26 protein-coding genes are annotated in these 26,800 nt (G+C 61.0%); 16 read left to right on the top strand and 10 right to left on the bottom strand.

Annotated features, from left to right (window positions below):
• Positions 1-164: 164 nt before the first annotated feature.
• Positions 165-1,934, top strand: coding sequence for an ABC transporter ATP-binding protein/permease (locus GT753_RS20820; protein WP_033633586.1), 1,770 nt, complete (start codon positions 165-167; stop codon positions 1,932-1,934).
• Between the two features lie 18 nt (positions 1,935-1,952).
• Here the strand turns inward: GT753_RS20820 and betI are convergent, their stop codons facing one another.
• On the bottom strand, positions 1,953-2,549 hold the full coding sequence (gene betI / locus GT753_RS20815) for a transcriptional regulator BetI (protein WP_160125905.1): 597 nt from the start codon (positions 2,547-2,549) through the stop codon (positions 1,953-1,955).
• 158 nt (positions 2,550-2,707) lie between these two features.
• Between betI and GT753_RS20810 the strand changes: the two genes are divergently transcribed.
• A complete protein-coding gene (locus GT753_RS20810) occupies positions 2,708-4,252 on the top strand; it encodes a BCCT family transporter (protein WP_160125904.1) in 1,545 nt (514 codons plus the stop codon).
• Positions 4,253-4,258: 6 nt separating this feature from the next.
• On the opposite strand, the gene GT753_RS20805 is transcribed toward GT753_RS20810, so the two are convergent.
• Together GT753_RS20805 and GT753_RS20800 are read right to left on the bottom strand one after the other, a co-directional pair.
• Complete coding sequence (locus tag GT753_RS20805) at positions 4,259-4,690, bottom strand: VOC family protein (RefSeq protein ID WP_015378948.1); 432 nt, start codon at positions 4,688-4,690, stop codon at positions 4,259-4,261.
• Positions 4,691-4,848: 158 nt separating this feature from the next.
• Positions 4,849-5,766: a TIGR03571 family LLM class oxidoreductase gene (locus GT753_RS20800; protein ID WP_004931740.1), complete on the bottom strand. Its 918-nt coding sequence runs from the start codon at positions 5,764-5,766 to the stop codon at positions 4,849-4,851.
• A gap of 137 nt (positions 5,767-5,903) precedes the next feature.
• Between GT753_RS20800 and GT753_RS20795 the strand changes: the two genes are divergently transcribed.
• The 3 genes from GT753_RS20795 to GT753_RS20785 all read left to right on the top strand — a co-directional run bounded on the left by GT753_RS20795 (position 5,904) and on the right by GT753_RS20785 (position 8,548).
• The gene (locus tag GT753_RS20795) at positions 5,904-6,086 is read left to right on the top strand and encodes a hypothetical protein (protein WP_154747461.1); all 183 of its coding nucleotides are present in this window, start codon (positions 5,904-5,906) and stop codon (positions 6,084-6,086) included.
• A gap of 401 nt (positions 6,087-6,487) precedes the next feature.
• The gene (locus GT753_RS20790; protein ID WP_254071036.1) at positions 6,488-7,702 is read left to right on the top strand and encodes an MFS transporter; all 1,215 of its coding nucleotides are present in this window, start codon (positions 6,488-6,490) and stop codon (positions 7,700-7,702) included.
• 36 nt (positions 7,703-7,738) lie between these two features.
• On the top strand, positions 7,739-8,548 hold the full coding sequence (locus tag GT753_RS20785; RefSeq protein WP_015378943.1) for a MoaF C-terminal domain-containing protein: 810 nt from the start codon (positions 7,739-7,741) through the stop codon (positions 8,546-8,548).
• A 1-nt stretch (position 8,549) separates the two neighbouring features.
• Here GT753_RS20785 and lldD read toward each other — a convergent pair whose 3' ends face one another.
• The 3 genes from lldD to GT753_RS20770 all read right to left on the bottom strand — a co-directional run bounded on the left by lldD (position 8,550) and on the right by GT753_RS20770 (position 12,559).
• A complete protein-coding gene (gene lldD / locus GT753_RS20780) occupies positions 8,550-9,689 on the bottom strand; it encodes an FMN-dependent L-lactate dehydrogenase LldD (protein WP_004931747.1) in 1,140 nt (379 codons plus the stop codon).
• A gap of 42 nt (positions 9,690-9,731) precedes the next feature.
• The gene (locus GT753_RS20775) at positions 9,732-11,315 is read right to left on the bottom strand and encodes an L-lactate permease (RefSeq protein ID WP_160125903.1); all 1,584 of its coding nucleotides are present in this window, start codon (positions 11,313-11,315) and stop codon (positions 9,732-9,734) included.
• A 323-nt stretch (positions 11,316-11,638) separates the two neighbouring features.
• Positions 11,639-12,559, bottom strand: coding sequence for a LysR family transcriptional regulator (locus GT753_RS20770; RefSeq protein ID WP_021505685.1), 921 nt, complete (start codon positions 12,557-12,559; stop codon positions 11,639-11,641).
• A 177-nt stretch (positions 12,560-12,736) separates the two neighbouring features.
• On the opposite strand from GT753_RS20770, the gene GT753_RS20765 reads away from it, so the two are divergent.
• From GT753_RS20765 to GT753_RS25735, 3 genes are all read left to right on the top strand, one after another.
• Positions 12,737-14,389, top strand: a complete 1,653-nt coding sequence (locus GT753_RS20765) for a multidrug ABC transporter permease/ATP-binding protein (protein WP_099982454.1) — start codon at positions 12,737-12,739, stop codon at positions 14,387-14,389.
• Positions 14,390-14,777: 388 nt separating this feature from the next.
• The gene (locus GT753_RS20760; protein ID WP_103086267.1) at positions 14,778-14,891 is read left to right on the top strand and encodes a YmiA family putative membrane protein; all 114 of its coding nucleotides are present in this window, start codon (positions 14,778-14,780) and stop codon (positions 14,889-14,891) included.
• A gap of 23 nt (positions 14,892-14,914) precedes the next feature.
• A complete protein-coding gene (locus GT753_RS25735; RefSeq protein ID WP_021505683.1) occupies positions 14,915-15,082 on the top strand; it encodes a hypothetical protein in 168 nt (55 codons plus the stop codon).
• On the opposite strand, the gene GT753_RS20755 is transcribed toward GT753_RS25735, so the two are convergent.
• Entirely contained in the window at positions 15,075-16,286 is a 1,212-nt protein-coding gene (locus GT753_RS20755; RefSeq protein ID WP_099982439.1) for an MFS transporter, read from the bottom strand. The genes GT753_RS25735 and GT753_RS20755 overlap by 8 nt on opposite strands.
• 504 nt (positions 16,287-16,790) lie before the next feature.
• Between GT753_RS20755 and agaR the strand changes: the two genes are divergently transcribed.
• Genes agaR through agaF form a run of 6 tightly spaced genes read left to right on the top strand, consistent with a single transcriptional unit; the run spans position 16,791 to position 21,471 of the window.
• Entirely contained in the window at positions 16,791-17,564 is a 774-nt protein-coding gene (gene agaR, locus GT753_RS20750) for a transcriptional repressor AgaR (protein WP_004931804.1), read from the top strand.
• Positions 17,565-17,587: 23 nt separating this feature from the next.
• Positions 17,588-18,871 carry a D-tagatose-bisphosphate aldolase, class II, non-catalytic subunit gene (locus GT753_RS20745; RefSeq protein ID WP_021505681.1) on the top strand — a complete coding sequence of 428 codons (1,284 nt, stop codon included), beginning with the start codon at positions 17,588-17,590 and terminating at the stop codon, positions 18,869-18,871.
• A gap of 1 nt (position 18,872) precedes the next feature.
• Positions 18,873-19,349: a PTS N-acetylgalactosamine transporter subunit IIB gene (gene agaV / locus GT753_RS20740; protein ID WP_004931808.1), complete on the top strand. Its 477-nt coding sequence runs from the start codon at positions 18,873-18,875 to the stop codon at positions 19,347-19,349.
• A 14-nt stretch (positions 19,350-19,363) separates the two neighbouring features.
• Positions 19,364-20,143: a PTS N-acetylgalactosamine transporter subunit IIC gene (gene agaW / locus GT753_RS20735; RefSeq protein ID WP_015378935.1), complete on the top strand. Its 780-nt coding sequence runs from the start codon at positions 19,364-19,366 to the stop codon at positions 20,141-20,143.
• Positions 20,133-21,026 (top strand): PTS system mannose/fructose/sorbose family transporter subunit IID, encoded by an 894-nt coding sequence (locus tag GT753_RS20730; protein WP_015378934.1) that lies wholly within the window; start codon positions 20,133-20,135, stop codon positions 21,024-21,026. The genes agaW and GT753_RS20730 overlap by 11 nt, the downstream gene beginning before the upstream one ends.
• Before the next feature lie 10 nt (positions 21,027-21,036).
• On the top strand, positions 21,037-21,471 hold the full coding sequence (gene agaF / locus GT753_RS20725; RefSeq protein WP_015378933.1) for a PTS galactosamine/N-acetylgalactosamine transporter subunit IIA: 435 nt from the start codon (positions 21,037-21,039) through the stop codon (positions 21,469-21,471).
• A 36-nt stretch (positions 21,472-21,507) separates the two neighbouring features.
• Here the strand turns inward: agaF and GT753_RS20720 are convergent, their stop codons facing one another.
• Positions 21,508-23,235, bottom strand: coding sequence for an ABC transporter ATP-binding protein/permease (locus GT753_RS20720; RefSeq protein ID WP_015378932.1), 1,728 nt, complete (start codon positions 23,233-23,235; stop codon positions 21,508-21,510).
• A 205-nt stretch (positions 23,236-23,440) separates the two neighbouring features.
• Here GT753_RS20720 and GT753_RS20715 point away from each other — a divergent pair, with 205 nt between their 5' ends.
• Positions 23,441-24,148 (top strand): hypothetical protein, encoded by a 708-nt coding sequence (locus GT753_RS20715; RefSeq protein ID WP_021505679.1) that lies wholly within the window; start codon positions 23,441-23,443, stop codon positions 24,146-24,148.
• A 28-nt stretch (positions 24,149-24,176) separates the two neighbouring features.
• Here the strand turns inward: GT753_RS20715 and GT753_RS20710 are convergent, their stop codons facing one another.
• Complete coding sequence (locus tag GT753_RS20710; RefSeq protein WP_015378930.1) at positions 24,177-24,824, bottom strand: DsbA family protein; 648 nt, start codon at positions 24,822-24,824, stop codon at positions 24,177-24,179.
• Positions 24,825-24,892: 68 nt separating this feature from the next.
• Complete coding sequence (locus tag GT753_RS20705; protein WP_004931820.1) at positions 24,893-25,777, bottom strand: MBL fold metallo-hydrolase; 885 nt, start codon at positions 25,775-25,777, stop codon at positions 24,893-24,895.
• Between the two features lie 108 nt (positions 25,778-25,885).
• Here GT753_RS20705 and GT753_RS20700 point away from each other — a divergent pair, with 108 nt between their 5' ends.
• Positions 25,886-26,794 (top strand): LysR family transcriptional regulator, encoded by a 909-nt coding sequence (locus tag GT753_RS20700; protein ID WP_015378928.1) that lies wholly within the window; start codon positions 25,886-25,888, stop codon positions 26,792-26,794.
• Positions 26,795-26,800 lie beyond the last annotated feature (6 nt).

Here is a 26,800-nt window from a genome sequence, read left to right as displayed (position 1 = left end):
ATGCCTGAACTTTGCCCGAGCCGCCGCCACTTCTCCTGACGGATGATGCTGAGTTATCGCTGCAGGAAAACGGAATGGTGCGGCGTTCGCCGCCGGCCAGGCCAAACTCATAACCCCGCGCGGCTGTGCGCCGCGATCCCGACCGAGAAGATGAATATTACATGATGGATCGTTCCCGTTTGCTGAAATTCCTGCTGCCCTATCTGTGGCCGAAAGATAACCCGCGGCTGCGTTGGTATCTGGTGGTGGCCTTCGTGTTCATGGTGGCGGCCAAGGTCAGCACCACGCTGGTGCCGCTGGCTTATAAAGCGATGGTCGATGCGCTGAGCGGCGAGACGGCGAAAATGCTGGCGGTGCCGCTGGGGCTGATCGTCGCCTACGGCGTGGCGCGGGTGGGCGGCGCGCTGTTTGAGGAACTGCGCAACGTGATGTTTATCCACGTCAGCCAGAACGCCACGCGCCTGTTGGGCGTGCGGGTGTTCCGCCAGCTGCATGCGCTGAGCCTGCGTTTCCATCTGGAGCGCCAGACCGGCGGATTGTCGTTGTCCATCGAGCGCGGCACTCAGGCGGTGTCCACGGTGCTGTCACGGCTGCTGTTCTCCATCGTGCCGATCCTGTTCGAGCTCTCGCTGGTCACGGCGATCATGTGGCATATGCTGAACGGCTGGTTCGCGCTGGCGATCCTGACGACGGTCGGTTGCTACATCCTGTTCACCGTGCTGGCGGTCAGCTGGCGCACCCGCTTTCGCCGCGAGCTCAACAAGGCCAACGCCGACGCCAACAGCAAATCCATCGACAGCCTGCTGAACTATGAGACCGTGAAGTACTTCGGCAATGAAGAGTTCGAGGCCGAGCGTTTCGACCTGTCGCGCCGGCTGTACGAATACGCCGCCATCAAGAACCAATTCAGTTTTACGGCGATCAACCTGGGGCAAACCGCCATTATCTCGATCGGACTGATCGTGATGATGACTATGGCGGCGCGGGGCATTACGCAGGGGACGATGACGGTCGGCGACTTCGTGCTGGTCAATGCCTATCTGCTGCAGCTGTATCAGCCGCTGAACTTCTTCGGCTTTATTTATTCCGAGGTGCGCCAGGCGCTGATCGACATGGAGAACATGTTCGATCTGCTGCAGGAACCGCGTGAGATCGTCGATAGCCCGGATGCGCAGCCGCTGCGCCTCGATCGCGGCGAAGTGAGGTTCGACGCGGTCAGCTTCGGTTACGACACGCGTCGGCCGATCCTCAAGCAGGTGAGCTTTACCATTCCGGCGGGCCACACGGTGGCGGTGGTCGGCGCCTCCGGCGCGGGCAAGTCCACGCTGTCGCGCCTGCTGTTTCGCTTTTACGACGTGCAGGGGGGCGCCATTACCCTCGACGGCCAGGACATTCGCCAACTGACCCAGGCCAGCCTGCGGCAGGCGATCGGCATCGTGCCGCAGGATACGGTGCTGTTCAACGATACGTTGCGTTATAACATCGGTTACGGCAAAACCGGCTCCAGCGATGAAGAAATCGAACGGGCGGCGCGGCTGGCGCATATCCATGATTTTATCGTCGGTCTGCCCGACGGTTACGACACCCGGGTGGGCGAGCGCGGGCTGAAGCTGTCGGGCGGGGAAAAGCAGCGGGTGGCGATTGCGCGCACCATTCTGAAAAATCCGGCCATCCTGGTGTTTGACGAGGCGACCAGCGCGTTGGATACCCAGACCGAGCGCGAAATCCAGGGGCACCTGCGCGAGGTGAGCCGCAACCACACCACGCTGGTGATCGCTCATCGGCTCTCCACCGTGGTGGATGCCGATGAAATTATCGTGCTGGAGGCGGGGGAGATCGTCGAGCGCGGGGGGCACGAGGCGTTGCTGGCCGCGAACGGCCGCTACGCCGCCATGTGGCAAACCCAGTACAGTGAAGAGCAGGAACCGCACTGATGGAGCCGCCGTTCACGTTCACCCCTGCTGCTGGGCGGCGTTGAGCCGCTGCGCCACGTAGTCGCAGGCGATGCGGCAGTCCTGCTTTAGGTCTGTCTCGCCGCCGGCCAGGCTGCCGCGCAGCCAAAGCCCATCGATCATCGCCGCCAGCCCGCGCGCCGCGTCGCGCGCCTGCTGCAGCGGCAGCTCGCGGCGGAACTGGCAGCAAATATTGGAATAGAGCCGCCGATCGTTGGCGCGCTGCAGGCGGCGCAGCACCGGCTGATGCATGCTGGCGGCCCAGAAGTCGAGCCAGGCGCGCATGGACACGGCGTTGGTTTGGCTGGGGTGGAAGTTGCCCTGGATAATGGCGAACAGCTGTGACTGGCTGTCGCTCGCCGCTTGCGCGCGGCACTCGGCCACCGCGTCGCGCAGATCGCGCAGGATCTTGCGCATGGTGGCGCTCAGCAACCCCTCTTTATCGCCAAAATAGTGGCTGACGATGCCGGTCGACAGCCCGGCTTCTTTCGCGACCTGAGACAGGGTGACGCCGGCCAGCCCGACGACGTTTATGGTCTCGAAGGCGGCGTTAATCAACTGCTCCTTACGCTGCTCCGGAATGTCTCTTCGGTACATATTTTCCTCAACTGATAGGCCAATCACACTTTGGATTTGATTGATTGAACGGTCAATCAATACTCTATATGCTGCGAAAATGTCAAATAAATGACGATAAAATGTTAATCAAAAGTTGCATTTAAATCGTCTGTCTTTCGCATCATGGAAGCCTGCCAATGACAACAAAAACTCCTCCATCGCTTGACGAAGAACCTGTCAGATTGAATGTCCCGGTATTTTTCGGCTCGGCGGCGGTGATCCTGCTGCTGGGATCGCTGGTCGTGCTGTTTCCCGCAGCCAGCAAACAGTGGTTGAACGTCGCGCAAAGTTGGGTCGCCGACGTGTTCGGTTGGTACTACATGCTGTTGATGGTCGCCTGCATGGTGTTCGTCTTCTGGCTGGCGCTGTCGCGCTTCGGCCAGATTCGCCTCAGCCAGGATGACGAACCGCCGCAGTTCAGCTATCCCTCGTGGGTGGCGATGCTGTTCTCATCGGGCATCGGCATTGCGCTGGTGTACTACGGCGCCTATGAGCCGTTGGATCATTTTTTGTCGCCACCGGAAGGCAGCGGCGGCACCGTGCAGGCGGCGCGGCAGGCGATGGCGCTGACCTTTTTGCACTGGGGGCTGCACGGCTGGGCGCTGTATGCGCTGATCGCCACCGCGCTGGCCTATTTCGCCTATTGCCGCGGCCTGCCGTTGGCGCTGCGCTCTGCGTTATACCCGATCTTCGGCGAGCGCACCCACGGCGGCGCCGGCCATCTGGTGGACAGCTTCGGCATTCTGGTGACGGTGATTTCGATGGTAACCAACCTGGGGATCGGCGCGCTGCTGGTGAACTCGGGGCTGTTTTATCTGTTCGATATTCCGCAAAACACCGGCGTGCTGCTGGCGCTGATCGTGGTGATGATGGTGGTGGCCACGCTGGCGGCGGTCACCGGCGTCGAGAAGGGCATTGCGATGCTGTCGAACATCAACGTCGGCTTCCTGTGCCTGCTGTTGCTGTTCGTGTTTCTGGCCGGCCCGACGCTGAATCTGCTCAACGGCATGTTGCAGAACCTCGGCGATTATCTCACTTCGCTGGTCAGCCGCAGCTTCGATATGTATCTGTACGGCAAGGCGCGCCAGTGGCAGGGCGCCTGGACGTTGTTCTATTGGGCCTGGTGGGTGGCGTGGGCGCCGTTTGTCGGGCTGTTCATCGCGCGCATTTCCAAAGGGCGCACCATTCGTGAATTGATCTTCGGCGTGTTGCTGATCCCGCTGGGCTTCACGCTGGCGTGGCTGTCGATCTTCGGCAATACCGCCATCAGCCTGGTGTTGGAAGGCGGGCAGGCGATCCTCGGGCAGGTGGCGCAAAGCGATCCGCCGATGGCGGTGTTCAAGCTGTTCGAATACCTGCCCTATACCCAGCTGACCGCCGGTTTTGTGGTGGTGATCAGTTTCGTGCTGTTCCTGACGCCGGTTGATTCCGGCACGCTGATGATAGCGAACCTCTCCTGCCAGGGCGGTTCCGCCCACGATGACGCGCCGGCCTGGCTGCGGGTATTTTGGGCGGCGGTCACCACGTTGATCTGCGCCGGGTTGCTGTACGCCGGCAGTTTCAGCGCGATGCAGACCGCGGTGGTGCTGTGCGGCCTGCCGTTCTCGGCGGTGATCGTGTTGTACATGGTCAGCCTGCGCAAGGATCTGCGCGGTTACGCCATGACGCCGGCGCTCCCTTGAGGCGGCTTATTCGTCCGCGCGCGGCCGGTGATGCACGTATTCGATAATCGTGCCGTCCGGCAGGCGCGCATTGAAACAGGCGCCGGTGGGCACGTCCACCGGGCCAAAGAAGATATCGGCCCCGGCGGCCAGCAGCCGCTGGTGGTAAGGATAAATGTCATCGACCAGCAACGTGCCGACGGTGCTGCGGAAAGGACGCAGGCTTTCTTCCGAGCCTTCCAGGATCAGAAACGGCCCCACCGCCGCCAGCACCAGCCGATGTTCGGGAAAGTCGAAACGCATATCCGCTTCCACGCCGTGCAGCCGCTCGTAAAACGCGATGGCGCGGTCAATCTCGCCTTCGTCGACGTAGACCCGGATCAGCACGCGCGGCTCGCGCAGCGATGAAGAGTCGGCGGTTTTGCGCCAAAAGCCCGCTTCTGTCAGTTTTGCCGTCATTGCTCATTCCTCATGGTGGCTCGTTGCCCCGTCATCATGCCGCCGTTTGGCCGCAGGGATTAGACTGAGTTGTTATGAACTAGCAGCGGCGGAAATAAAAAAGCCCCGGTAACGGGGCAAAGACCCGCTCAGGTCGGAATAGCGGGCTAAAGCGGGCGTCAGGCGCGATGGAATTCCGGCAACACCAGTTGACCGATCTCCTGCATCGTCTCTTCCAGCGGCCGCTGGTTGCGGCGGAAATGCAGGCCGATGTGGTTGACCCCGGCGTCACGCATGGCGCTCAGTTCCTGAATCAATCCATTGCGGCCGCTCTTGATGCCGAAGCGATGGCGCTGAATCGGCGCGTCGGCGTTATCGGTGAGGTCGAGATGAATAAAGCTGACGTAGGGCTTGTCACCGGCTACGTTACGCCAGAGTTTGACTCGCGAAACGTGGTCCGCAGGCGTGCCGGGATACGACAGCCAGCCATCCATATTTTTGCCCACCCACTCGGGCGTTTGTTGCGCCAGCCCGGCGACCAGCAGCGGCGGCGGCGGCGTGGCCGGCAGCAGGCGCAATCCGGGCTGGAGCGCGCTGTCGGCTTCACCTTTGAGAATGCCGACGCTGGTGCGGAAGTTTTCACCGCGCGCGGCGTAATCGGCGCCGAACAGCGGGTACTCCACGGGGCGATCGCCGCTGGCGACGCCGAGCAGCAGACGATCGCCGCTCAGCGTTTGCAGCGTGGAAGCCGCTTTGCGCACCAGCCAAGGCTGGCGCAGCGGCAGCACCACGGCCGCGGTGCCCAGCAGAATATTGCGCGTCAGGCTGGACAGGTAGCCGAGGTAGGTAAAGGTCTCAAACACCTGCGCGGCGTCGCCGAAGTCAGGATCGTACAGCGGCACGTCGCGAACCCAGGCGGCGCGAAAGCCGAGCTCATCGGCCAGCTTGATGCGCGCAGCGTGTTCACTCATGTCCGGTACGCCGAACGGCCGCCCGTCCTGCTGGCGTTTCAGCTGCCCGCTGGTGGACCAATCATTGTCCAACGGCAGCTCAATACCGATGGAAAGCGGCTCCCGGGTTAGTCTTTCGATGCTCATGTGTCACTCCGTCTCAGGCCTTGCGGCGCGGTGTCGAACGATGGCACGAAGTGTTGCATGACGATTAATTGAGATAAACAGCCCTAATCGCAATAGATAATTGCTGTTGCGAGCATAATTACCTTACAGGATACGGCATGATTGCCGTGATTTACGTCACGCTCTGCGCTTTTGCTATTGTCCAGACGGGGTTATATAACCCCGCCGTTGGCCTTTCCCTCGTAAGAGTTAGTTTTTTCTGCGGCCTTAAAATAAAACTAGATGATTCAATAGATAAAAATGGCTCTGAAGCGCGTGCGGGGATCATTCAATGCCGATGAAAAATTAATAAACCTGAAGCGTCATCAATGGGATTATTCGCAAATAACGCGCAAACAGGCTTTTTTTAATCGCAAGAAAGTACCGGACATTATTTTATATGTATCAAGAACAGAAGGATAAATAACCTGAAGGTGATAATGCGATATTGAAATAGTACCCGTTCAGAATTTCATTTGTCTCTCGGAGAGCGCCGGTTGACAGACCGCCGGCTTGCGATAATTTTATGTCATTAACATGTTAATGAGTTGTTGTCGTGACGGAGGGCCAATTTCTCTCTTGGCCGAGCGCTTAACACACTTATGCCATGGCGGGTCGCCATTCATAAGTTAACTTATGGACAAATGACGCTATGAATACATCGCCAGAGCCTCGCAGCGCATTAAGTGAAGAGAACCGGTTGTTGATTATTTTATTTTTCGTTTTCGGCTGCGTGTTTGTCGACCGTCTGACCATCTCGTTTCTGTTTCCGATGATTGCCGCCGACCTCAAGCTCAGCAACGTGCATCTCGGCACCCTGTCGGCGGTGCTGGCGTTAACCTGGGCGCTGTCTGGCGCCGGGCTGGGGGCGATAGCCGATCGTTTTAATATCCGTAAACCGATGCTGATCCTGTCGATCCTGGTGTTTTCGCTGTTCTCCGCGCTGTCGGGGTTGGTCAGCGGCTTTGCCATGCTATTGATCTTCCGGGCGTTGATGGGGATCGCCGAAGGGCCGGTATTGCCGATCGCACAGTCGTTGATGGTGGAAAAATCGCAGCCGCAGCGCCGCGGTTTCAACATGGGATTGATCCAGGGCGCGGCGCCGGGATTGTTGGGCGGTATTATCGCGCCGCCGCTGATCATCTATCTGGCGCAGAAGTGGGGCTGGAGCATGGCGTTTCACCTGACCGCCGTGCCGGGCATCATTCTGGCGTGGCTGATCTATCGCTATGTGAACGGCAAGAAGGATCCCGCTTTCAGCGCAGTGCCGGCGGCCGACAAGACGGCGAACAAAGGTGCTTACGGCGAGCTGTTCAAAATCAAGAACGTGGCGCTGTGCATTCTGATCTCCTGTGTGTTCGTCACCTGGTTCATGATCATCATTACCTTCACCCCCAACTTTTTGGTGACCGACCGCGGCTTCGGCGAAGGCTCGATGGGCGGCATCATGAGCGCCATCGGCGCCGCCTGGGTGTTCTGGGGCGTGGCGGTGCCGGCGATTTCCGATCGCTTCGGCCGCAAGCCGACGCTGATCTTCTTTTCGCTGCTGGCGGTGTGCTGCCCGCTGTTTCTGAGCTACGTCGATAACCCGTGGCTGCTGGGCGTGCTGGTGTTCCTGTCTTATACCGGCCTTGGCTGTTTCACGCTGTTTATGGCCACCATCCCGTCTGAAACGGTGTCGCCGGCGCGCATCGCTACCGCGTTGGGGCTGGTGATGGGAATTGGCGAGGTGATTGGCGGCTGCCTGGCGCCGTTTATCGCCGGGCTGATCGCCGATCGCTACGGGCTGGTCAGCGTGATGTGGCTGGCGGCCGCCGGCGCCGTGTGCGCCGGCGTACTGAGTTGTTTTCTCGATGAAACCGCCCCTGCCGTGGTGAACCGCCGAGCGGTGAAACCGGCGGGCATCGCCGACGTCTGAGGCGGTTTTCATCCCATTCAATCAAGGAGAGCGAAGATGTCAGCAGAACCATCCGTACTGAATCAAAATGCCGAGCCGGACTGGAAGAATTACGACGATTTCGCGCGCGGCATCGACACCAACCGGCTGCCGGGCACCCAGGACTGGCGCGGCAAAACGCTGCAGATCGCCTTTGAAGACGGCGGGGAAATCACGCTGCGTTTCAGCGCCGATCGGCAGCGGGTGCTGTGGGCCTGGGGAGGGGAGAGCGGTGAGGACGCTTACGAAGAGGTGCAAACCTCCGCCGCGCGCTATTTCTTCAACATTCCGTTGCAGTCGCCGGGCAACGAATGCCTGACGCTGGTGCTCAACCGCGACAGCGGCCGGGCGCTGCTGGTGCGCAGCACGCTGTTGCCCGAACAAACGGTGGAAAAGGGATCCCGCCTCAAGCAAAGCTTCCACGTTGGGCTGATTGCCGGCGTTACGCCGGGCGGCATCGCGCCGCATCTGACCCGCGAGCTGATCGGTTATCGCACGCTGAACGTTTACAGCCCCAACCATTACTACGAGCACTTCTACGTCAACACCGAGCGTTATGCCTGGCAAAACCTGCGCGGCGAGCAGTTCGGGCACGGCGACATGGATTACGCCACTTACTACAAGTTTGAGGACGAGATGTTCCTGTTCACCTTCCGGGAAAAGATTATCCCGGTGTGCTCGGTGTTCTTCTTCGACTTTATCTCCGGGCGCTGCACCGGCACCTTCCTCGGGTTGGACGCCGCCGGCCGGGTTCTGGTGTCACCGGCTGGGGCGTTCATCAGCAAGATGAGCTACAACGCCTACCCGGAGGGCGTGCAGCCGCTGTGAGTCAGGCGTTTCTGACCAGCGATCCGGCGTTGATCTCCGCAATGGTTTTCGCGCCGGTGAGTGTCATGGCGACGCGCATCTCTTTGTCGATCAGATCCAGCAAGTTAGCCACCCCGGCTTCGCCGGCCGCCGCCAGTGCATAGACGAAGGCGCGCCCCAGCAGCACGCTGTCGGCGCCCAGCGCGATCATGCGCACCACGTCCAGGCCGCTGCGGATGCCGGAGTCGGCCAGCAGAGTGATGTCGCCTTTCACCGCGTCGGCGATCGCCGGCATGGCGCGCGCGGTCGACAGCACGCCGTCCAGCTGGCGGCCGCCGTGGTTGGAGACGATGATGCCGTCGGCGCCGAAGCGCACCGCGTCTTTGGCGTCTTCCGGATCAAGAATGCCTTTGATGATCATCGGGCCGTCCCAGAATTCGCGGATCCACTCCAGATCCTTCCAGGAAATCGACGGATCGAAGTTGGCGCCCAGCCAGCCGATGTAGTCTTCCAGGCTGGTCGGTTTGCCGCGGTAGGCCGAGACGTTGCCCAGATCGTGCGGCTTGCCGAGCAGGCCGACGTCCCAGGCCCACTGCGGATGGGTAAACGCCTGCAGCACGCGGCGCAGGGCGGCGTTAGGGCCACTCATCCCCGAATGGGCGTCGCGATAACGGGCGCCCGGCACCGGCATGTCGACGGTGAACACCAGCGTTTTCACGCCGGCGGCCTTGGCGCGCTCCAGCGCGTTGCGCATAAAGCCGCGATCTTTCAGCACGTAGAGCTGGAACCACATCGGCCGATCGATCGCCGGCGCCACCTCTTCGATGGGGCAGACTGACACGGTGGACAGCGTGAACGGAATACCTTTTTTGGCCGCGGCGCGCGCGGCCTGCACTTCGCCGCGGCGGGCGTACATGCCGGTCAGCCCCACCGGCCCCAGCGCCACCGGCATCGCTAGCTGCTCGCCGAACAGCGTGGTCTCCAGGCTGAGTTCGGACATATTGCGCAGCACGCGCTGGCGCAAGGCGATATCGGCCAGGTCTGCGGTATTGCGCTTCAGCGTATGCTCCGCGTAGGCCCCGCCGTCGATGTAGTGAAACAGAAACGGCGGCAGTTTGGCCTGGGCGGCGGCCCGGTAGTCGGTTGACGCGGAGATGATCATAGTGTTTACCTTCTTGTCTTGCTTGCGATAACGAGTTGTCGGTCAGAGCGTGAGGATCGCCGCCATACCGGCCGCAATCCCGCCGTACGCCAGCATCGGCAGTACGGTCTTTCTGATGATTTTGCCTTCGGCGTTGCCGATCCCGAGGATCGAACAGACCGCGATAATGTTGTTCAGGCACACCATGTTGCCCATGGCGCCGCCGACGGACTGCAAGGCCAGCGTCAGGTTGACGTCAAGACCGCTGCTCTGGGCGATCGACTGCTGAATGCCGCCGAACGTCAGGTTCGAAACGGTATTGGAGCCGGAGAAGAACGAGCCCAGCGCGCCGAGGAACGACGAGAACAGCAGCCAGCTGCCGCCGGTCAGCGCCGCCAGCGCTTTACCGATCAGGATCACCGGCGCGTTGTCGCCGCCCTGCATCATCAGGTTGACCATCACCAGCGCGCCGAACAGCGCAATAAAGGGCCGCGCGATGCGCCCGCCGGTTTCGCTGAACATTTGCCGCACCTGGCCGCCATTCAGCCGGAACAACGGAATGCACAGCAGCACCACCAACAGGAACGGGATCAGCGCCGGGACATACAGCGTTTTGTAGCCGGCGGCGGCGGAGGTGCCCAGCACCTGCTGCAGTTCGACGATCAGCGCCCGGCTGATGCGCAGCTCTCCGAGCCAGCCGAGGTTTTCCCGCCACAGCAGCGCGGTGTTGTTGAGCAGCGCCTTGAGGCCCAGCTGGTGGACGCGCGTCACTATCAGAATAGCAATCAGCAGCAGGGTCGGGGTCATGGCCTTGACCACCTGCATGAACGGCACCGCCTGCCCGGCGCTCTGCGGTTTGTCGCCGCGGGCGAGGCCGATGCCGCCGCGCGCCAGCAGCACCGAGAGCGCCAGGCCGATTGCACCGCCGACCAGCGCCGGGAATTCATAGTTCACCTGGGCCAGCAACAGATAGGGCAGGGTGCAGCTCAGCACGCTGAGCAGGATAAACGGCAGGTTGCGGCGGATATCCTGCCAGGAAACGATAAAGCGCAGCGCCAGCAGAGGAATGACGAAGCCGGCGACGAAGTGGATCAGCGCGGTTTGCCGGCCGATCTCCAGCAGGCTGGCGTCCGACAGGCCGAGATTGGCAAAGCCGAACCAGGTAGGGGTGCCCACGGCGCCGAAGGAGACCGGTACCGAGTTCATCACCAGCGTCAGCAGGGCGACGCGCAGCGGGTTGAAGCCCAGCCCGACCAGAATCGGCGCGGCGATGGCGGCCGGGGTGCCGAAGCCGCTGGCGCCCTCGATCATAAAGGCGAACGCCCAGCCGATAATCATCAACTGGGCCACGGGATTGGGGCTGATGGTTTCCAGCCAGCGGCGCACCACGTTTTCCGCGCCGCTTACCTGCATCAGTTTGTTGAGCAGGATGGCGCCGGCAATGATGGTGATCGGCGTCAGCGTCGACACCAGCGCGGTGATGATATTGGCATGCAGCAGCCGCAGCGAGGCATCGAACCACAGGAGCTGCAGGGCATACACCACGGCGGCCGTCAGCGGCAGGGCGAGGTAAGAGGGCACGCCATTCCTTTTGGTCATCATCCAAATCAGCAGGACGATGGGCGCAATACTGAAAAGCAGGGGCATAAGATCCTCAGGGTTATTATTTTTATGGGCAGAGATATGTAGCTGAAAGGTTAATTACCGCAACATTTTCATTCTAATCACAACGTTGGCGACGATGCCATGCGGTAATTTTTTAACATCGGCGAACGACGCCGGCGGTGGGAAACTGGCCGGCAGGAGGCGTTAAATTAACTGCTTTAAAATCAGTTTGATAGGAAGTAATTTTGTGTGATGAATGCGTGAGCTCACATTAATTAAGCGGTAATGTTCAATAGTTCATGTCCAAAAATGCGGTAATCCCCGCCTCTTTTTACGGCCGCAGGGAAATAATCAGAGCAGGGAACTCAAAAATAATGGCTGATATTTTGGTAGGAACCGATGATATGTTCGATCAGCAGACGGGTTTTTAACGGCAGATTGCGGGTGTAAGGATAAACGGCGTAAATGCCCAGCACTTTGCCGCAGTGGCCGGCCAGGATCTCCATCAGTTTACCGTCCTGCAAATCTTCATACACCATGCAGCGCGGCACCATGGCGATGCCGTGGCCGCCGATCACCGCTTTGCGGATCGCCCGCGCATTATTGGCCGACAGGTTGCCGTTAACCTGCAGCTCGTAGATGTCGTTGCGCCCCGGCCGCTTCATCAGCCAGTTGGCGGTGCCGCTCTCCTGGTAGGTGTAGGTCAGGCAGTTGTGGCTCAGCAGATCGTCGGCGCTGCGCGGTTCCGGGTGGCTTTCCAGGTAGCCCGGCGAGCAGACGATCACCCAGCGGGAATCGAAGATCGGCCGGGCAATCAGGCTGGAATCCGGCATGGTGCCGGTCCGGATCGCCAGATCGATGCCTTCTTCCACCAGATCGACGAAGCGGTTTTCCAGCCGCATTTCGACCTTCAGGCTGGGATGCAGGGCGCAAAATTCCGCCACGCTTTCGCTCAGCAACAGCTCGCCCGAAATGGTCGGCACCGACATACGGATGGTGCCGGTCAACTCTTCGCTCTTTTCGCTGACGGCGTACAGCGCCTCCTGCACTTTGGCGCCGATCTCTTTGGCCTGCTGGTAGAGCGCCTGGCCGCTTTCGGTCAGCGTCAGGCTGCGGGTGGTGCGGTACAGCAGGCGGGCACCCAGCGATTTTTCCAGCCGCCCGATGCGTTTGCTGACCACCGAGCTGGTGATGCCGGCGCTCTCCGCGGCCTTGCTGAACGAGCCGCAGTCGACAATCAGGGCAAACAGAATCAGGTCGTTGGCGTATTCGTGAGTGGCGAGCATAATCGGCTGTTCCCTTCAGCGGCAAGTGGCGCCAGTGTAAGTCTCTCGTTTCAATAAGCAATCATCAAAATGCCCTTGGCGTCGAATTCAGAGGCTGCGCGAGCAATGAGAATTCGTCTTGATCTCATTCTCACGCCGCTTACAATGCCTGCCAGATCGCGACTTCAGAGGTTTTTCATGGAACTGCTACGGGTGGTTTATCACCAGTATCGTTGGCCATTTCTGGCGGTTATGGCATTGACCATGACCAGCGCTGGCTTGGGCATCGGTATCATTGCGTTTATCAATCAATACCTGATGGACGCCGGCGGCGATGCATTGGCTGTGCTGCCGATGTTTCTCGCTCTGCTGGCATTGCTGATGGCGGTCACGCTGGGATCGCAATTGGCGCTGACGACATTGGGCCATTACTTCGTCTACCGCCTGCGCGGGCAGTTAGTGAAGCGCATCCTGGATACCGATATTGAACGCCTTGAACAGTTAGGCAGCGCCTCATTGTTGGCCAGTCTCTCCAGCGATGTCCGCAATATCACCGTCGCCTTCGTGCGCTTGCCCGAACTGGTGCAAGGGGTGATTTTAACTCTGGGATCGGCGGCCTATCTGGGGTGGCTATCACCGAAAATGCTGGCGGTGACGGCGGTGTGGGTCGCCGTCACCGTGGTGGGCAGCGGTTGCCTGGTCTCGCGGGTTTATCGCCATATGGCCAGTTTGCGCGAGTCGGAAGAGCGCCTCTATCATCATTACGAATCGGTGATTGACGGTCGCAAGGAACTGACGTTAAACCGCAAGCGAGCGCAGGCGCTGTACGAACAGACCTATCAACCCGATGCGCAAGCTTACCGCCACCATATCATTCGCGCCGATACCTTCCATTTGAGTGCGCTCAACTGGTCAAATATCATGATGTTGGGGGCGATCGGACTGGTGTTCTTTATGGCTAACAGCCTGGGATGGGCGAACTCGGCGGTGGCCGCCACGTATTCTCTGACGCTGCTGTTCTTGCGCACGCCATTACTGCAGGCGGTCGGGGCGTTTCCGACGCTGGTCAGCGCCGAAGTCGCTTTCAACAAGCTGAAGACGCTGCGCCTGGCCGAGTACCAACCGGCGTTCCCTGCCGCCGCCGGCCGTTCCTGGCAGACGCTGGAGCTGCGCGACGTGGTTTTTCACTATGCCGATACGGAGCAACAGCCCGGTTTTGCCGTCGGGCCGCTTAATCTGACGCTGCGGCGTGGCGAGCTGATCTTTTTGATCGGCGGCAACGGCAGCGGCAAGTCAACGCTGGCGATGCTGTTGACCGGGTTGTACCGGCCGGTGAGCGGGCACATCGTTCTGGATGGCGTCGCGCAGACCGCGGCGGATATGCCGGACTATCGTCGGCTGTTTTCGGCGATTTTCACTGATTTTCATCAGTTCGATCGTTTGCAAGGGCCGGAAGGCGGCGAACCCGATGCGGAACTGGTCGCCGGCTGGATCGAGCGGTTGAATATGAAAAGCAAGCTGCAGTTCGACGGCGCCAGGGTGACTAACCCGCAACTGTCGCAGGGGCAGCGCAAGCGTCTGGCTTTGCTGCTGGCCGTGGCGGAACAGCGCGATATCTTGCTGTTGGATGAATGGGCCGCGGATCAGGATCCGCAATTCCGGCGCATTTTCTATCGCGAGCTGTTGCCAGAACTGCGCGCGCTGGGCAAAACGGTGTTTGCCATCAGCCATGACGATCACTATTTCGAACATGCCGATCGGCTGCTTGAGATGCGCTCGGGTCATTTACGTGAGCTGACCGGCAGCGAGCGTGAACACGCCAGCCGGGATTCCGTCAGCAGAATCGGTTAACTCACGCCGGCCCGAGCGAGACCAACGCGGGCCGGTGCTTCTCACCGTATGATCCCAGTGCGTCGCTTCATTTTATCCCCCGCCTTCAGCGCTGTCTGTTGCCGATTTGGCTTATGACCAGTCAAATAATTGATGGTTGAATTATTTACCAGTGGTTTGATTTTGACCTTTCAAGGTATGGCACACTGCACGTTCGTTCGCCTATCAATTCAAGTTATCGCCTGCCGATAACAGTGATATCCACGGTGCCGTTCTTACTGAGGCGGTGATGCAGGTCTATGGCTAGCAGCTGTTTTTTAAATTTCCATAGGAAAAAACGACTTTATCGATCGTTAAAACAGATCAATAATTGCTGTTTGAGTGGTTTAATCTATTGGTTGGGGGCGCTGTGGTGAGCAAGGATGGATCGGATATCAAACGTAGAGCATGGCTGTGTGTGTTTATCGGTAGCGGGCTGTTCTGGCTGTTAACCACCGCCGTGATTTACTGGTTACTGAGTTAGCAGGTTAAGCAGGAAGGCGATTCGTGAACAAAAAGCAGGCTAAAAACCGTGAGGGCGCTGAGCGTCGCGCACAGTCCAAAATTCCGCCGTCATGGGTGCTGAGCGATGAGCAGCGCGCCTTTATTGATGATTTATGGCAGGACACCGACTCTGAGCCCGTGCGGCCCCCATTGCGCCGCAGCGTTAGCTGATCACGCGGCTGCGACCGGCCAGCGCGCCGAACAGCATTTGCAAGACGGTCAGGCCCAGCAGGGCGATCAACGGCAAGCGCCAGCCTTCCGTCAGATCGTGCAGCAGGCCGAATAGGGTGGGCCCCAGCGCCGCCAACAGATAACCGACGGATTGCGCCATACCCGACAACAGCGTCGCCTGATGATGATGCTGACTGCGCAATCCAAAGAACGACAGCGCCAGCACCAGCGAACTCCCCGCCCCCAACCCGGCAAACGTCAGCCACACCAGTGAACTGGCGGGTTGCACCAATAATCCCCCGACGCCGATGAAGATCAGCAGAGAGCTGCCCAACGCGATCGCCCGCTGATCGCGCGCCCGCGGCAAAATCACCACCATGACAAAGTTGGCGACGATCGCCACCACCTGGTAAACGAACAGTTCGAAACCCGCCTGCTGAGCGGAGGTGCCGTGGCTGGCGGCAAAAGCGCTGAACCAGCCGATGATGGTGTAGAAGGCGATCGATTGCAGCCCCATGAACATCGCCACTTGCCAACCCAGCGCGCTGCCCCAGGGAGAGCGATAGCGTTGCGGCTCCGTCGGCTGCGGCTCTTTAGTGGCGGGTGTGGCGGAGCGCCGCAGCTGCGGCAACCACACCAGCAGCGCCAACAGCGCAGGCAAGCCCCAGCATAACAAGGAGAACCGCCAGCCAAGGTCGGCCAGCGAAGCCAGTGGCACGGCCAAACCTGAAGCGATGGCGGCAACCAGCGACATCACCGCCGCATAGGCGGCGATCATCGCGGCGGCGCGATGTGGGAAATCTCTTTTCACCAGCGTCGGCAGCACCACGTTGGCGAAGGCGATGGCGGCGCCGATCAGGATGCTGCCCGGCCATAGCATGGCGTCTTGCGGCAGGGAGCGCAGGGCGATGCCGCAGATCAGCAGCGCGAGGGCGAGGCCCAGGGTGCGCTCGATACCGATGCGTTTCGCCAGCGTCGGGGTCAATGGCGAGAGGATGGCGAACAGGATCAGCGGCAGCGAATTGATCAGGCCGGCGGCGGTGGCGGACAACGCCAGCTGTTGCTGGATCTGCTCCAGCAGCGGGCCGACGCTGGTCAGGGCGGCGCGCAAATTGGCCGCGATCAGCATAATGCCGACGATCAGCAGAATAGGGCGGTGTAACCGGCGACGCGGGGTCGCGGTGGATGAAGCGGGTTGCGGCATGGGTTCCTCGCACCAGGGCATGCAGTCAATCAGCGCTGCATGGCGTGATGCGTTGATTGACGTTAACGCTTACGTACCGACAAGGGGCCGATATCTGATCGCAAGTGTAGGGAAGATGGCTCGTACTGACAAGGGGATGGCCCGGCGGGATGGTGGCGGTTAATCCCCGCCGGCCGCAGGATAATTATCATTATGTGATCCTGGTCACTGAGTGAACTAAAAGTCATGGCGTGGGGCGCACCATGCGCCGCTTTCGCTTTCCGTGCAGCCCACGCCTCAGCGCTCCGGGGGTTAGCGCACGTCATGGCATTTCATTTTTCTCCCATTCCACTTTTAGGTTTTTCGATCCGTTTCGATTCGAAAGGTTTTTTGGCGGTTTTTTTGCTAAAACGGGGCTGTAAGCCCGATCACAATTTCATTGCTTTCGCTTTGCTGTAATGCCAGCGCAGTAGAGCGAAAGCCATCTTCTCCCCGGCGATGCCGGAAACCTGAGGACCGCAGCTCATGCCAGTGAATACCGCAAAGCGACGTGAACACATTATCGATCTGTTATGCGAGCACGGCAGCGTGCGCGTGGAGCAGCTCAGCAAACAGTTTGCGGTATCCACGGTGACGATCCGCAACGATCTGCGCTTTCTGGAACGAAAAGGGTGTGCGCTGCGCGCTTACGGCGGCGCGATGCTCAATCAGCAATTCGCTTTCGATCGGCCGCTGCGGGACAAAGGGCGGTTGAATCGCGACGTCAAAACGCTGATCGCCAACGCGGCGGCCGGCTATGTGCGCGACGGCGATGCGCTGATCCTCGATTCCGGTTCAACCACCGCGCAGATCGTGCCGTTCCTGAAGGGGCGGCGCGATCTGGTGGTGATGACCAATGCGCTGAACATTGCCTACGAGCTTTCGGGAAACGACGGGGTGGAAGTCATGGTGCTGGGGGGCAGCGTGCGCCGCAACTCTTACTCGCTCTACGGTCCGGCTGCCGAGCAGCAATTGCGTCAGTACCGCTTCGACAAACTGTTTTTGGGCGTCGACGGGTTCGATCTGAGCGCCGGCATCACCACGCCTCACCCCGGTGAGGCGCACCTCAATCGCGTGATGTGCGAGGTGGCGCGCGAGATTATCGCGGTGGCGGATGCCAGCAAATTTGGTCGCAAAAGCTTTTGCATGATTCGCGAAGCCGGACAAATCCATCGGCTGATCACCGACAGCCGTCTTCCGGACGATTACGAGCGGGCGTTAACCGAGCTGGGCGTTGAGGTCATCATCGCCGATCGGTAGCACGGCGCCTGCATGGGGGCTTCATGCAGCAGTTGTTACAGCTTGTCGAGCAGCACAAGGCCGGTATGCCGGTCGGGATCTTTTCCGTCTGTTCCGCCCATCCCTGGGTTCTGAAGGCCGCGCTGCGGCAGGCCAAAGCGCGTGGCACGCCGGTGTTGGTGGAGGCGACGTCCAATCAGGTCAATCAGTTCGGCGGCTATACCGGCCAAACGGCGGCCCAGTTTCGCGATGCGCTGTGGCGTCTGGCGGATGAAGTGGGCCTGGCGCGCGAGCGCGTGTGGCTGGGCGGCGATCATCTGGGGCCCAACGCTTGGCAAGATCGCCCGGCTCAGGAAGCGATGGCGCTGGCGGAAACCTTGATAGACGATTACGTTCGCGCCGGATTTCGCAAAATTCACCTCGATTGTTCCATGTCGTGCGCCGATGATCCCTCGCCTCTGGGGGATGCCGCGGTTGCCGAGCGGGCGGCGCGTTTGTGCGCGGTAGCGGAACGCGCCTGGGCGCAGAGCGGCGGCGAAGCGCCGGTCTATGTGATCGGCACCGAAGTGCCGGTGCCGGGCGGCGCGCAGGAGGCGCTGGCGGGTCTGCAGGTCACCACGCCGCAGGCGGTGGCGCAAACGCTGGAAACACATCGTATCGCCTGGCAAAAGGCCGAGCTGAACGATGCCTGGCAGCGAACTATCGCGCTGGTGGTGCAGCCGGGCGTCGAGTTCGATCACCACAGCGTTGAGCACTACCAGCCACAGCGCGCCGACGCATTGAGCCATTTCATTGAACGGCAGCCGGGCATGATCTATGAAGCGCACTCCACGGACTATCAGCCGCCGCAGGCCTACCGCCAGCTGGTGCGCGATCATTTCGCCATCCTGAAGGTGGGGCCGGCGCTGACCTTTGCGCTGCGCGAAGCGCTGTTCGCCCTCGATCGCATCGAACGCGAATGGCTGGGGGAACGCCAGTCGGCGCAGCTGTGCGCCACGCTGGAGCAGGTGATGCGCGAGCAGCCGCAGCAGTGGAGCCGCTATTACCACGGCACGCCGCACCAACAGTACCTCGATCGCCACTACAGCCTGAGCGATCGGGTGCGTTACTACTGGCCGCAGCCGCAGGTGCAGCAGGCGGTCGACGGTTTGCTGGACAACCTGCGCCGCAGCCCGGCGCCGCTGGCGCTGCTCAGCCAGTACCTGCCGGATCAGGCGCGGGCGCTGAACGCCGGCGAATTGAGCGCCGATCCGCAGGAGTGGGTGCTGCATAAAGTGACGCAGGTGCTCGACGATTACCACGCCGCCTGTTACCCGGAGGGCCGCTGATATGCCGAACATTTTAATGACCCGCATCGACAATCGCCTGGTGCACGGCCAGGTGGGCGTGACCTGGACCAATACCCTCGGCGCCAACCTGGTGGTGGTGGCCAACGACGAGGCCGCCGCCGATCCGGTGCAGCAGAACCTGATGGACATGGTGGTGGCGGAAGGGGTGCAGACCCGTTATTTCACGCTGCAGAAAACCATTGACGTGATCCACAAGGCGGCGGATCGGCAGAAGATCTTTCTGGTGTGCAAAACGCCGCAGGATGTGTTGACGCTGGTGCGCGGCGGGGTGCCGATCCGTTTCGTCAACGTCGGCAATATGCACTTCGCCGAGGGGAAGCGGCAGGTGCACAAAACGGTGTCGCTGGACGACGGCGACGTGGCCGCGTTCCGTGCGCTGGCGGAGCTGGGCGTGGAGTGCGAAGTGCGCCGGGTGCCGGATGAAGCGGGCGAGGCGATCGGCAAACTGCTCTTTTGAGCCAGGGGGAAAGCATGTTGACGGATGCGTTATTGATTGCGCTGTTGGCCGGGCTGGCGGGGGTTGACCTGTTCGACGGTCTGACCCACTTCCACCGGCCGGTAGTGATGGGGCCGCTGGTGGGGCTGATTTTGGGCGATGTCTATACCGGATTGCTGGTGGGCGGCACGCTGGAGCTGGTGTGGATGGGGATGGTGCCGCTGGCGGGCGCCCAACCGCCGAACGTGGTGATCGGCGGGGTGATCGGCACCGCATTCGCCATTCTGACCAAGGCCGATCCTAAAGTGGCGATCGGCGTGGCGGTGCCGTTCTCGATCGCGGTGCAGGGCTGCATCACGCTGCTGTTTACGCTGTTTTCACCGATGATGCACCGCTGCGATCGCATGGTGAAAGCGCTGAACTGGCGCGGCATCGAACGGGTGAATTACCTGGGCATCAGCATTCTGTTCATCTTCTATTTCGTGGTGGCGTTCCTGCCGATTTACTTCGGCGCCGATGCGGCCAGCGCCATGGTGCAGAAGGCGCCGGGCTGGCTGCTGGACGGGCTGGCGGTGGCGGGCGGCATGATGCCGGCGATCGGTTTCTCGCTGCTGATGAAAGTGATGATGAAAAAAACCTACGTGGCCTATTTTATCCTCGGTTTCATCTCGGTCACGTTTCTCAAGCTGCCGATCCTGGCGGTGGCGCTGGGGGCTCTGGCGATCGCTCTGATCGACTTCTTCAACACGCAACGCGGCGCGGCAGAGGCAACCACCCGGCCCGCTCCGCAGGAGGACGCCGAAGATGGCATTTAACGATTCCGACGATCTGCTGGCGCAAAAAGCCGAGCAGCGCATGGCGCAGGCGCTGGCCACCAGCCAGGTGGAACAGGACGATTATCTGGACAGCCAGCCCGCCGAAGCGCTGACGCGCGGCGACATCAACCGCATGGCCTGGCGTTCGCTGCTGTTGCAGGCGTCGTTCAACTACGAGCGCATGCAGGCGGGCGGCTGGCTGTATCAGTTGATCCCCGGGCTGCGCAAGATCCACCGCAACCCGCAGGATCTGGCCAACTCGATGAAGATGCACATGGAATTTATCAACGTGCACCCGTTCGACGTCACCTTCCTGTCCGGCCTGGTGCTGGCGATGGAGCAGAACAAGGAGAAAATCTCCACCATTCGCGCGGTGAAAGTGGCGCTGATGGGGCCGCTCGGCGGCATCGGCGACGCGCTGTTTTGGCTGACGCTGCTGCCGATCTGCGCCGGCATAGGCGCTTCGCTGGCATTGGAGGGCAGCCTGTTCGGGCCGATCGTCTTCCTGCTGCTGTTCAACCTGTTCCACTTCGGCCTGCGTTTTGGGCTGGCGCACTACGGCTATCAGGCCGGCACCAGCGCGCTGGCGCTGCTGAAGACCCACACCCGGCGCATTTCGCACGCTGCCTCCATTGTCGGCATGACGGTGATCGGCGCGCTGGTGGCCTCGTATGTGCACCTGTCCACGCCGCTGGTGATGCATGCCGGCAAGGCCAGCGTGGCGCTGCAGACCGACGTGCTGGACAAGCTGATGCCCAACTTGTTGCCGCTGTGTTTCACGCTGCTCATTTTCTTCCTGATGAAGCGCGGATTCTCGCCGGTGAAGCTGATTGGCGTCACCGTAGTCATCGGCGTGGCGGGCAAATTTATCGGTATTTTGTGAGGAGCGGGCTATGCCAGGCATTGTGATTACCGGCCACGGCGGCTTTGCCACCGGGCTGTTGCAGGCGGTGGAACAGGTGGTGGGGCCGCAGCGGCACTGCGCGGCGGTCGATTTCCCCGAACAGATGAGCACCGCGCAGCTCAACGACGCCTTACGCTCGGCGCTGGCGGCGGTGGCGCAGCCGGACGGCGTGGTGTTCCTCACCGACATGCTCGGCGGTTCGCCGTTTCGTAGCGCCTGCGAGCTGGCGGATGCGCGGGGCGATTGCGAAGTGCTGACCGGTGTCAACATGCAGTTGGCGGCGGAAATGATGCTGGAACGTGACGGACTGAGCCTGGATGAATTTCGCGAGGTGGCGCTGGCGAGCGGTAAACGCGGGCTGACCAGCCTGTGGCATGAACGCCGCCGGGTGAAGTGCGAAGATGCGCAGGCCGATGGCATCTGAACGAAAACCGGGCGCGCTTGCGCCCGGCTTCGTGAGTTATGCCGGCAACGGGCTCAGCGCCAGGCGCGCCGGTTGGTCTTCGCCGCGGCTGAAGCGCCAGCAGGTCTGGTGGTACTTAGCCACGCTGTTGCGGTGCGCTACGCTGATCAGCGTCATGTCCGGCAGTTCATCCACCAGCAGGCAGTACATCAGTTGCTCGGTTTCGTCGTCCAGCGCGCTGGTGGCTTCGTCGAGGAACAGGAGGTTCGGGCGAATCAACAGGGCGCGGGCGAACGCCAGCCGCTGTTGCTCACCCGGCGACAGGCGATGGCTCCAGTTGGCGGAGGTATCCAGCCAGCGCTGCAGGTGTTTCAGACGGCAGTTTTCCAGCACCCGCATCAACTGTTCGTCGCTGTATTCTGACGCCAGGCTCGGGTAGCTCAGCGCCTCGCGCAGCGTGCCGATCGGAATGTAGCTGCGCTGGGGCAGGAACAGCGTGTTGGCGTTGGCCGCCACCCCGATGGCGCCCGCGCCGTAAGGCCAGATACCGGCGATGGCCCGCAGCAGCGTCGACTTGCCGCAGCCGGAAGGGCCGACGATCAGCAGGCGATCGCCGCGTTGCAGCGTCATCTCGGCGCCGGCCAGCAGCGGCTGGCCGTCGGGCAAGTTCAGGCTGAGGTTATCCAGCGTCAACGGATGGGCGCTCTCTTCCCGCAACTGAATGCCGCGCGGCTGATGGTGAACCTGATCGACGGCGGCGTTGAAGCCGGCCAAACGGTTAACGCAGGCTTTCCAGGTCGCCAAGTCGTTAAACGCGTCGATAAACCACGACAGCGCACCCTGCACCTGGCCGAAGGCCGAGGCGATCTGCATCAGGCCGCCCATCTGAATGGCGCCGGAGAAGTAGCGCGGCGCCGCCACCAGCAGGGGAAACACGATGGCGAACTGGCCGTAGAAGTTGGTGGCGATGTTCAGCCGCCGGGTGATGCGCATGATCGCCCACCAGTTGCTGCGAATGGTGTCGAAACGGTCACCCAACTGTTGCGCCTCGCGCGGTTCGCCGTGGTATAGCGCAATGGCGTCGTTGTTTTCGCGGATGCGGATCAGGCCGAAACGGAAGTTCGCCTCATACCGCTCCTGGTTAAAGCCCAGCATGACCAGCGGTTTGCCGACCCACCAGATCAGCAGCGATCCCAGCACCGCATACAGCAGCGCGAACCACACCATATAGCCGGGTAAGGTGATGGCGTGTTGACCGAGCGCGAAGGTCATCGGCCCGCTGACGTGCCATAAAATGTCGATGAAGGAAAACAGCGTCACCAGGCTGGAGAGCAGCCCGAGCGACAGTGACAGGGTATATTGGGTCAGTACGTTGAGATCTTCAGCGATACGCTGATCGGGGTTATCGACGATCTGCTGCTGCTCGGTGTGGTAATACGCCTGGTGCGCCAGCCATTTTCCCATGAACTTTTCCGTCATCCAGCGCCGCCAGCGCATCTGCAGCCCCTGAGTCAGGTAGATCTTGTAGACCGCCAGCACGATGAAGATCAGCGCCAGATAGGTGAAGCGCCACAGCTGCGCCTTGAACACCGGGTAGTTTTTGTTCTGCAACGCATCGTAGAACACCTGGTTCCACTGGTTGATCTGCACGCTGATATAGACCAGACCGAGCGACAGGATGACGATGGCGATCAGCATCGCCCAGGCGCGCCATCGCTCCTCAGACACCCAAAAGGGTTTGATCAGCTGCCACACGGCGTGTTTCTGCAAGGGGGTTGCGTTCATAACGGCTCGATAATTGCGGTATTTTGTTCAGCATGGGCTGCGGGCCGGTAACAAACAAACCGCGACTGTAAGCAGTTTTGACTCCGCTAACCGTTTGAAATAAGGCGGCTGAATCGCCAGCGGCACGCTGGCGGGCGCAATTGCGGCATACACTCCGGCGCCGGGCGGTTATACTGGCGCCGAATTTTTGCAGAAAGGATAAACGATGAAGGCTTGGTTTCCCCTGTTGCTGACCTGCGGCGTCTTCGCCAGCGCCCGGGCCTGGGCGCACATTGACGAGCCGGACATCGCCGCCGATTGCCAAAAGGTGGCGAGCTACGCCGAACTGGGAAAAAAGGCCTATCAGCGGCAAGATTACGCCAAAGCCGCCGACATCTTTCGCGATCAGGCGGCCTGGAGCGAGTTTTGCGGCCTGAGCGAGCAGGCTGTCGCCACGGCTTACAACAACGTGGCGCTGTCGCTGATGCACGCCGGCGAATTGCTCAAGGCGCAGGCCTATCTGGCGCTGGCGCCGCACGATGACAAATCACAGCACAACCTGAGCCTGTTGCGCCAACGGCTGGCGCAGCGGCCGCAGCCGCAGGGGCCGGGCGGCGTGTACTGGCAATACGCCGGGCGAGGCGTGTGGAGCGAAGTGGCGGTGAAGCCGCAGGGCGAGCGCTGGTTGATCGATTTCTCCGGCTACGCCATGCCGCAGATGGGGCTGTATTACGGGCCGAACATGGGGGACTTCTCCGCCGAGCTGCCGATCGAACACGGCAAGGCTGTCTACCACCAGCATGAAGCGGAAAGCGCGCAGGTCTGCGACGTGACGATGGAGTTTGGCGAGCAAGCGTTGGAAATGCACACGCGGGGCGATTGCGGGTTCGGTCACAACGTGCGGGCGGAAGGGCGGTTCGTGCGGGTAGAATGACCCGCCCCGACGATCGGGGCGAGCAGGGTTATGCCAGCGCGGCGGCGCCCAGCAGGTTCTTCCAGGCTTCCACATTGCCCAGATAATTGCCGGCCGGCAGCAGATGCAGGCGGCCATCACTATCCTGCAGCGCAAAGGTCGGGAAGCCCTGGCCTTGCACTTTGGCCAGCAGCGCCCGGCTTTCCGCGATGTGTTGCGCGGTCGGCGCACCGCTGTTGAAACGCATTTCGGCGATAAACGCCGCCGAAGGCAACCCCAGCTCTTTCGCCAACGCTTCCAGCACCGGTGTATCGGCGATGCGCCGGCCTTCCTGATAGTGCGCCTGCTGAATGCGGTGCAGCATGTCCAGCCCGCGTCCCGCCAGCTTTTCCGCCGCCAGGATAGCGGTGATCGGCGGTTCGGAATCCATCACCGCCGTGGTGTCGCGCAGCAGGCCGTTGAAATAGGCTTCGCCAAAAGGCTGTCCCGTCATCTCGGCGATGCGTTTGTCGTGTGGAATGACGTAGTTGCGCCATTCATCGGTGATTTGGCGGCGGTTGTTACCGGTCATCATGCCGCCAGCGTGCGGCACAACCTTCAACCCGGGGAGACTTTGAGCCGCTTTCACCAGCGGCGCGGCGCCGTAGCACCAGCCGCACAGCGGATCGAAAATGTAATGCAGAGTGGTTTCGGTCATTTTTACTCCTCGCCTGGCGCGCGGCAAGCCGCCGCGGCGCCAGGGCTGGTTCAATCACTTACGGGCGCTTATTGCGGCCACTTCATCTCGCCTTTCAGCACTTTCGCGCTCAGTTCCAGGCTCGATTCGTCTTTCAGCGTCGGGTAGTGTTTTTTCATCGCTTCAATCAGCGCGGCGGAATCCTTGGCCTTCGGCAGTTCGGCTTCCAGCGTGGTCAGGTATTTCTGGGTAAAGTGCACCGATGCCAGCGTCTGTGCGGCGCCCGGCAGGAAGTGGCCCGGCACGACGACCTGCGGCTTCAGCGCTTCGATGTTTTTCAGCGTCTGCTGCCAGTGCTGGCGCGATTCCACGGTCTGGTTGTCGGCGATCCACGGATGGATATTGTCACCGGCGACCGCGACGCCGCCCACGACCGCTTTCAGCGCCGGGATCCACACGAAGGTGCGATCGGGGGTCGGGCCGTTCAGGCCTTTCACTTCCACTTTCTGGCCGTCGATGGTGAAGCTGTCGCCCTGCAGCGGCTGCGGCACGATCACGGTTTTCGGCGCGTTGTCTTTCAGGATCGGGCCCCAATAGGCGACTTTGCCGTCTTTGGTGGCGTTGATGTCCTTGATGGTGCCTGGCGAAGCGATGATTTTCGCCTCCGGGAAGGCCGCCTTAATCACGTCCAGACCGAAATAGAAATCCGGGTCTGAGTGGCTGATATAAACGGTGGTCAGCTTCTTGCCGGTCGCCTTGATCTTTTTCACCAGCTCTTCGGCATCGTTACGCTGGAACTGAGCGTCAATCAGCGCCACTTCGTGTTGGCCGCTGACGATTTCGGAAGACACCGGGAACACGCTTTTCTCGCCCGGGTTATACACTTCCATGGTCAGGGTATCGGCAGCGGTGGCGTAAGTGCTCAGGGTGGCGACGCCGGTGAAGGCCAGAGTTAACAGTGATTTCTTAAACATGGGCAGAGGTCCTTAGGTATCGGTTAATGTTGTAACGATGTTAGGTTGCATAAAGCGATAGAAAAACCGGATAATAAGCAATTATTCGTTGCATAAATCGGACTAATCATGGATCGCATTACCGCCGCTGAAGTTTTTGTCACCATCGTCGATCGCGGCAGCATGATCGCCGCCGCGGAAACGCTGGAGATGTCGCGCGCGATGGTGACGCGCTACCTGGCGCAGATGGAGCAATGGGCCGGGGCGCGTTTACTGCACCGCACTACCCGTAAGCTTAGTCTGACCGATGCCGGTGAGCGTACTCTGGAACGTTGCCGACAAATGCTGGCGCTGGCGGGGGAGATCGACCTGGTGGAGGAAGGGCAGAGCGACGAACTGCGCGGCCTGCTGCGCATTACCTGTTCGCAGTCGCTCGGGCAAACGGCGCTGGTGGGGGCGGTCGCTCAGTATCTGAAGCGTCACCCGCAGGTGGCGGTCGATCTGCAGATGAACAACCGGGCGGTGAACCTGGTGGAAGAGCGCATCGATCTGGCGCTGCGCATCACCAACGAGCTGGATCCCAACCTGATCGCCCGTCCGCTGTCCACCTGCGCATCGGTGGTGTGCGCCGCGCCGGCGTATCTGGCGGCACACGGCACCCCGCGCCAACCGCAGGATCTGGCGTTGCACAACTGCCTGACCTACTCCTATTTCGGCAAAAGCCTGTGGCACTTCGATGCTCAGGGGGTGAAATCGGCGGTGGCGGTCAGCGGCAACCTGAGCGCCAACGAGTCGGTGGTGTTGATGGCCGGCACGGTGCAGGGCGCGGGCATTTCCATGCAGCCCTATTATTCGGCGGCCCCGCTGCTGGCCAGCGGCGAACTGGTCGAATTGTTGCCGGATTACCGGCCGCAGTCGATGGGCATCTACGGCATCTACACCTCGCGTCGCCAGATGCCCGCCACCTTGCGCACCATGCTGGACTTTCTGGTGGAGTGGTTCGCCACCGATCCGCAGTGGCAGGCGACGCTGCGCTAAGGTCTC

It is taken from the genome of Serratia sp. Z4, assembly GCF_009900725.1.
Lineage (GTDB): Bacteria > Pseudomonadota > Gammaproteobacteria > Enterobacterales > Enterobacteriaceae > Serratia > Serratia nematodiphila.
The sequence above is the reverse complement of the archived record's forward strand: the minus strand, read 5'-3'. Positions and strand labels throughout refer to the sequence as shown.

Bases quoted from the DNA above. Each gene is read 5' to 3' on its own strand.
- GT753_RS20820 (WP_033633586.1), top strand. From the start codon at position 165: ATGGATCGTTCCCGTTTGCTGAAATTCCTGCTGCCCTATCTGTGGCCG.
- betI (WP_160125905.1), bottom strand. From the start codon at position 2,549: ATGTACCGAAGAGACATTCCGGAGCAGCGTAAGGAGCAGTTGATTAAC.
- GT753_RS20810 (WP_160125904.1), top strand. From the start codon at position 2,708: ATGACAACAAAAACTCCTCCATCGCTTGACGAAGAACCTGTCAGATTG.
- GT753_RS20805 (WP_015378948.1), bottom strand. From the start codon at position 4,690: ATGACGGCAAAACTGACAGAAGCGGGCTTTTGGCGCAAAACCGCCGAC.
- GT753_RS20800 (WP_004931740.1), bottom strand. From the start codon at position 5,766: ATGAGCATCGAAAGACTAACCCGGGAGCCGCTTTCCATCGGTATTGAG.
- GT753_RS20795 (WP_154747461.1), top strand. From the start codon at position 5,904: ATGATTGCCGTGATTTACGTCACGCTCTGCGCTTTTGCTATTGTCCAG.
- GT753_RS20785 (WP_015378943.1), top strand. From the start codon at position 7,739: ATGTCAGCAGAACCATCCGTACTGAATCAAAATGCCGAGCCGGACTGG.
- lldD (WP_004931747.1), bottom strand. From the start codon at position 9,689: ATGATCATCTCCGCGTCAACCGACTACCGGGCCGCCGCCCAGGCCAAA.
- GT753_RS20775 (WP_160125903.1), bottom strand. From the start codon at position 11,315: ATGCCCCTGCTTTTCAGTATTGCGCCCATCGTCCTGCTGATTTGGATG.
- GT753_RS20770 (WP_021505685.1), bottom strand. From the start codon at position 12,559: ATGCTCGCCACTCACGAATACGCCAACGACCTGATTCTGTTTGCCCTG.
- GT753_RS20765 (WP_099982454.1), top strand. From the start codon at position 12,737: ATGGAACTGCTACGGGTGGTTTATCACCAGTATCGTTGGCCATTTCTG.
- GT753_RS20755 (WP_099982439.1), bottom strand. From the start codon at position 16,286: ATGCCGCAACCCGCTTCATCCACCGCGACCCCGCGTCGCCGGTTACAC.
- agaR (WP_004931804.1), top strand. From the start codon at position 16,791: ATGCCAGTGAATACCGCAAAGCGACGTGAACACATTATCGATCTGTTA.
- GT753_RS20745 (WP_021505681.1), top strand. From the start codon at position 17,588: ATGCAGCAGTTGTTACAGCTTGTCGAGCAGCACAAGGCCGGTATGCCG.
- agaV (WP_004931808.1), top strand. From the start codon at position 18,873: ATGCCGAACATTTTAATGACCCGCATCGACAATCGCCTGGTGCACGGC.
- agaW (WP_015378935.1), top strand. From the start codon at position 19,364: ATGTTGACGGATGCGTTATTGATTGCGCTGTTGGCCGGGCTGGCGGGG.
- GT753_RS20730 (WP_015378934.1), top strand. From the start codon at position 20,133: ATGGCATTTAACGATTCCGACGATCTGCTGGCGCAAAAAGCCGAGCAG.
- agaF (WP_015378933.1), top strand. From the start codon at position 21,037: ATGCCAGGCATTGTGATTACCGGCCACGGCGGCTTTGCCACCGGGCTG.
- GT753_RS20720 (WP_015378932.1), bottom strand. From the start codon at position 23,235: ATGAACGCAACCCCCTTGCAGAAACACGCCGTGTGGCAGCTGATCAAA.
- GT753_RS20715 (WP_021505679.1), top strand. From the start codon at position 23,441: ATGAAGGCTTGGTTTCCCCTGTTGCTGACCTGCGGCGTCTTCGCCAGC.
- GT753_RS20710 (WP_015378930.1), bottom strand. From the start codon at position 24,824: ATGACCGAAACCACTCTGCATTACATTTTCGATCCGCTGTGCGGCTGG.
- GT753_RS20705 (WP_004931820.1), bottom strand. From the start codon at position 25,777: ATGTTTAAGAAATCACTGTTAACTCTGGCCTTCACCGGCGTCGCCACC.
- GT753_RS20700 (WP_015378928.1), top strand. From the start codon at position 25,886: ATGGATCGCATTACCGCCGCTGAAGTTTTTGTCACCATCGTCGATCGC.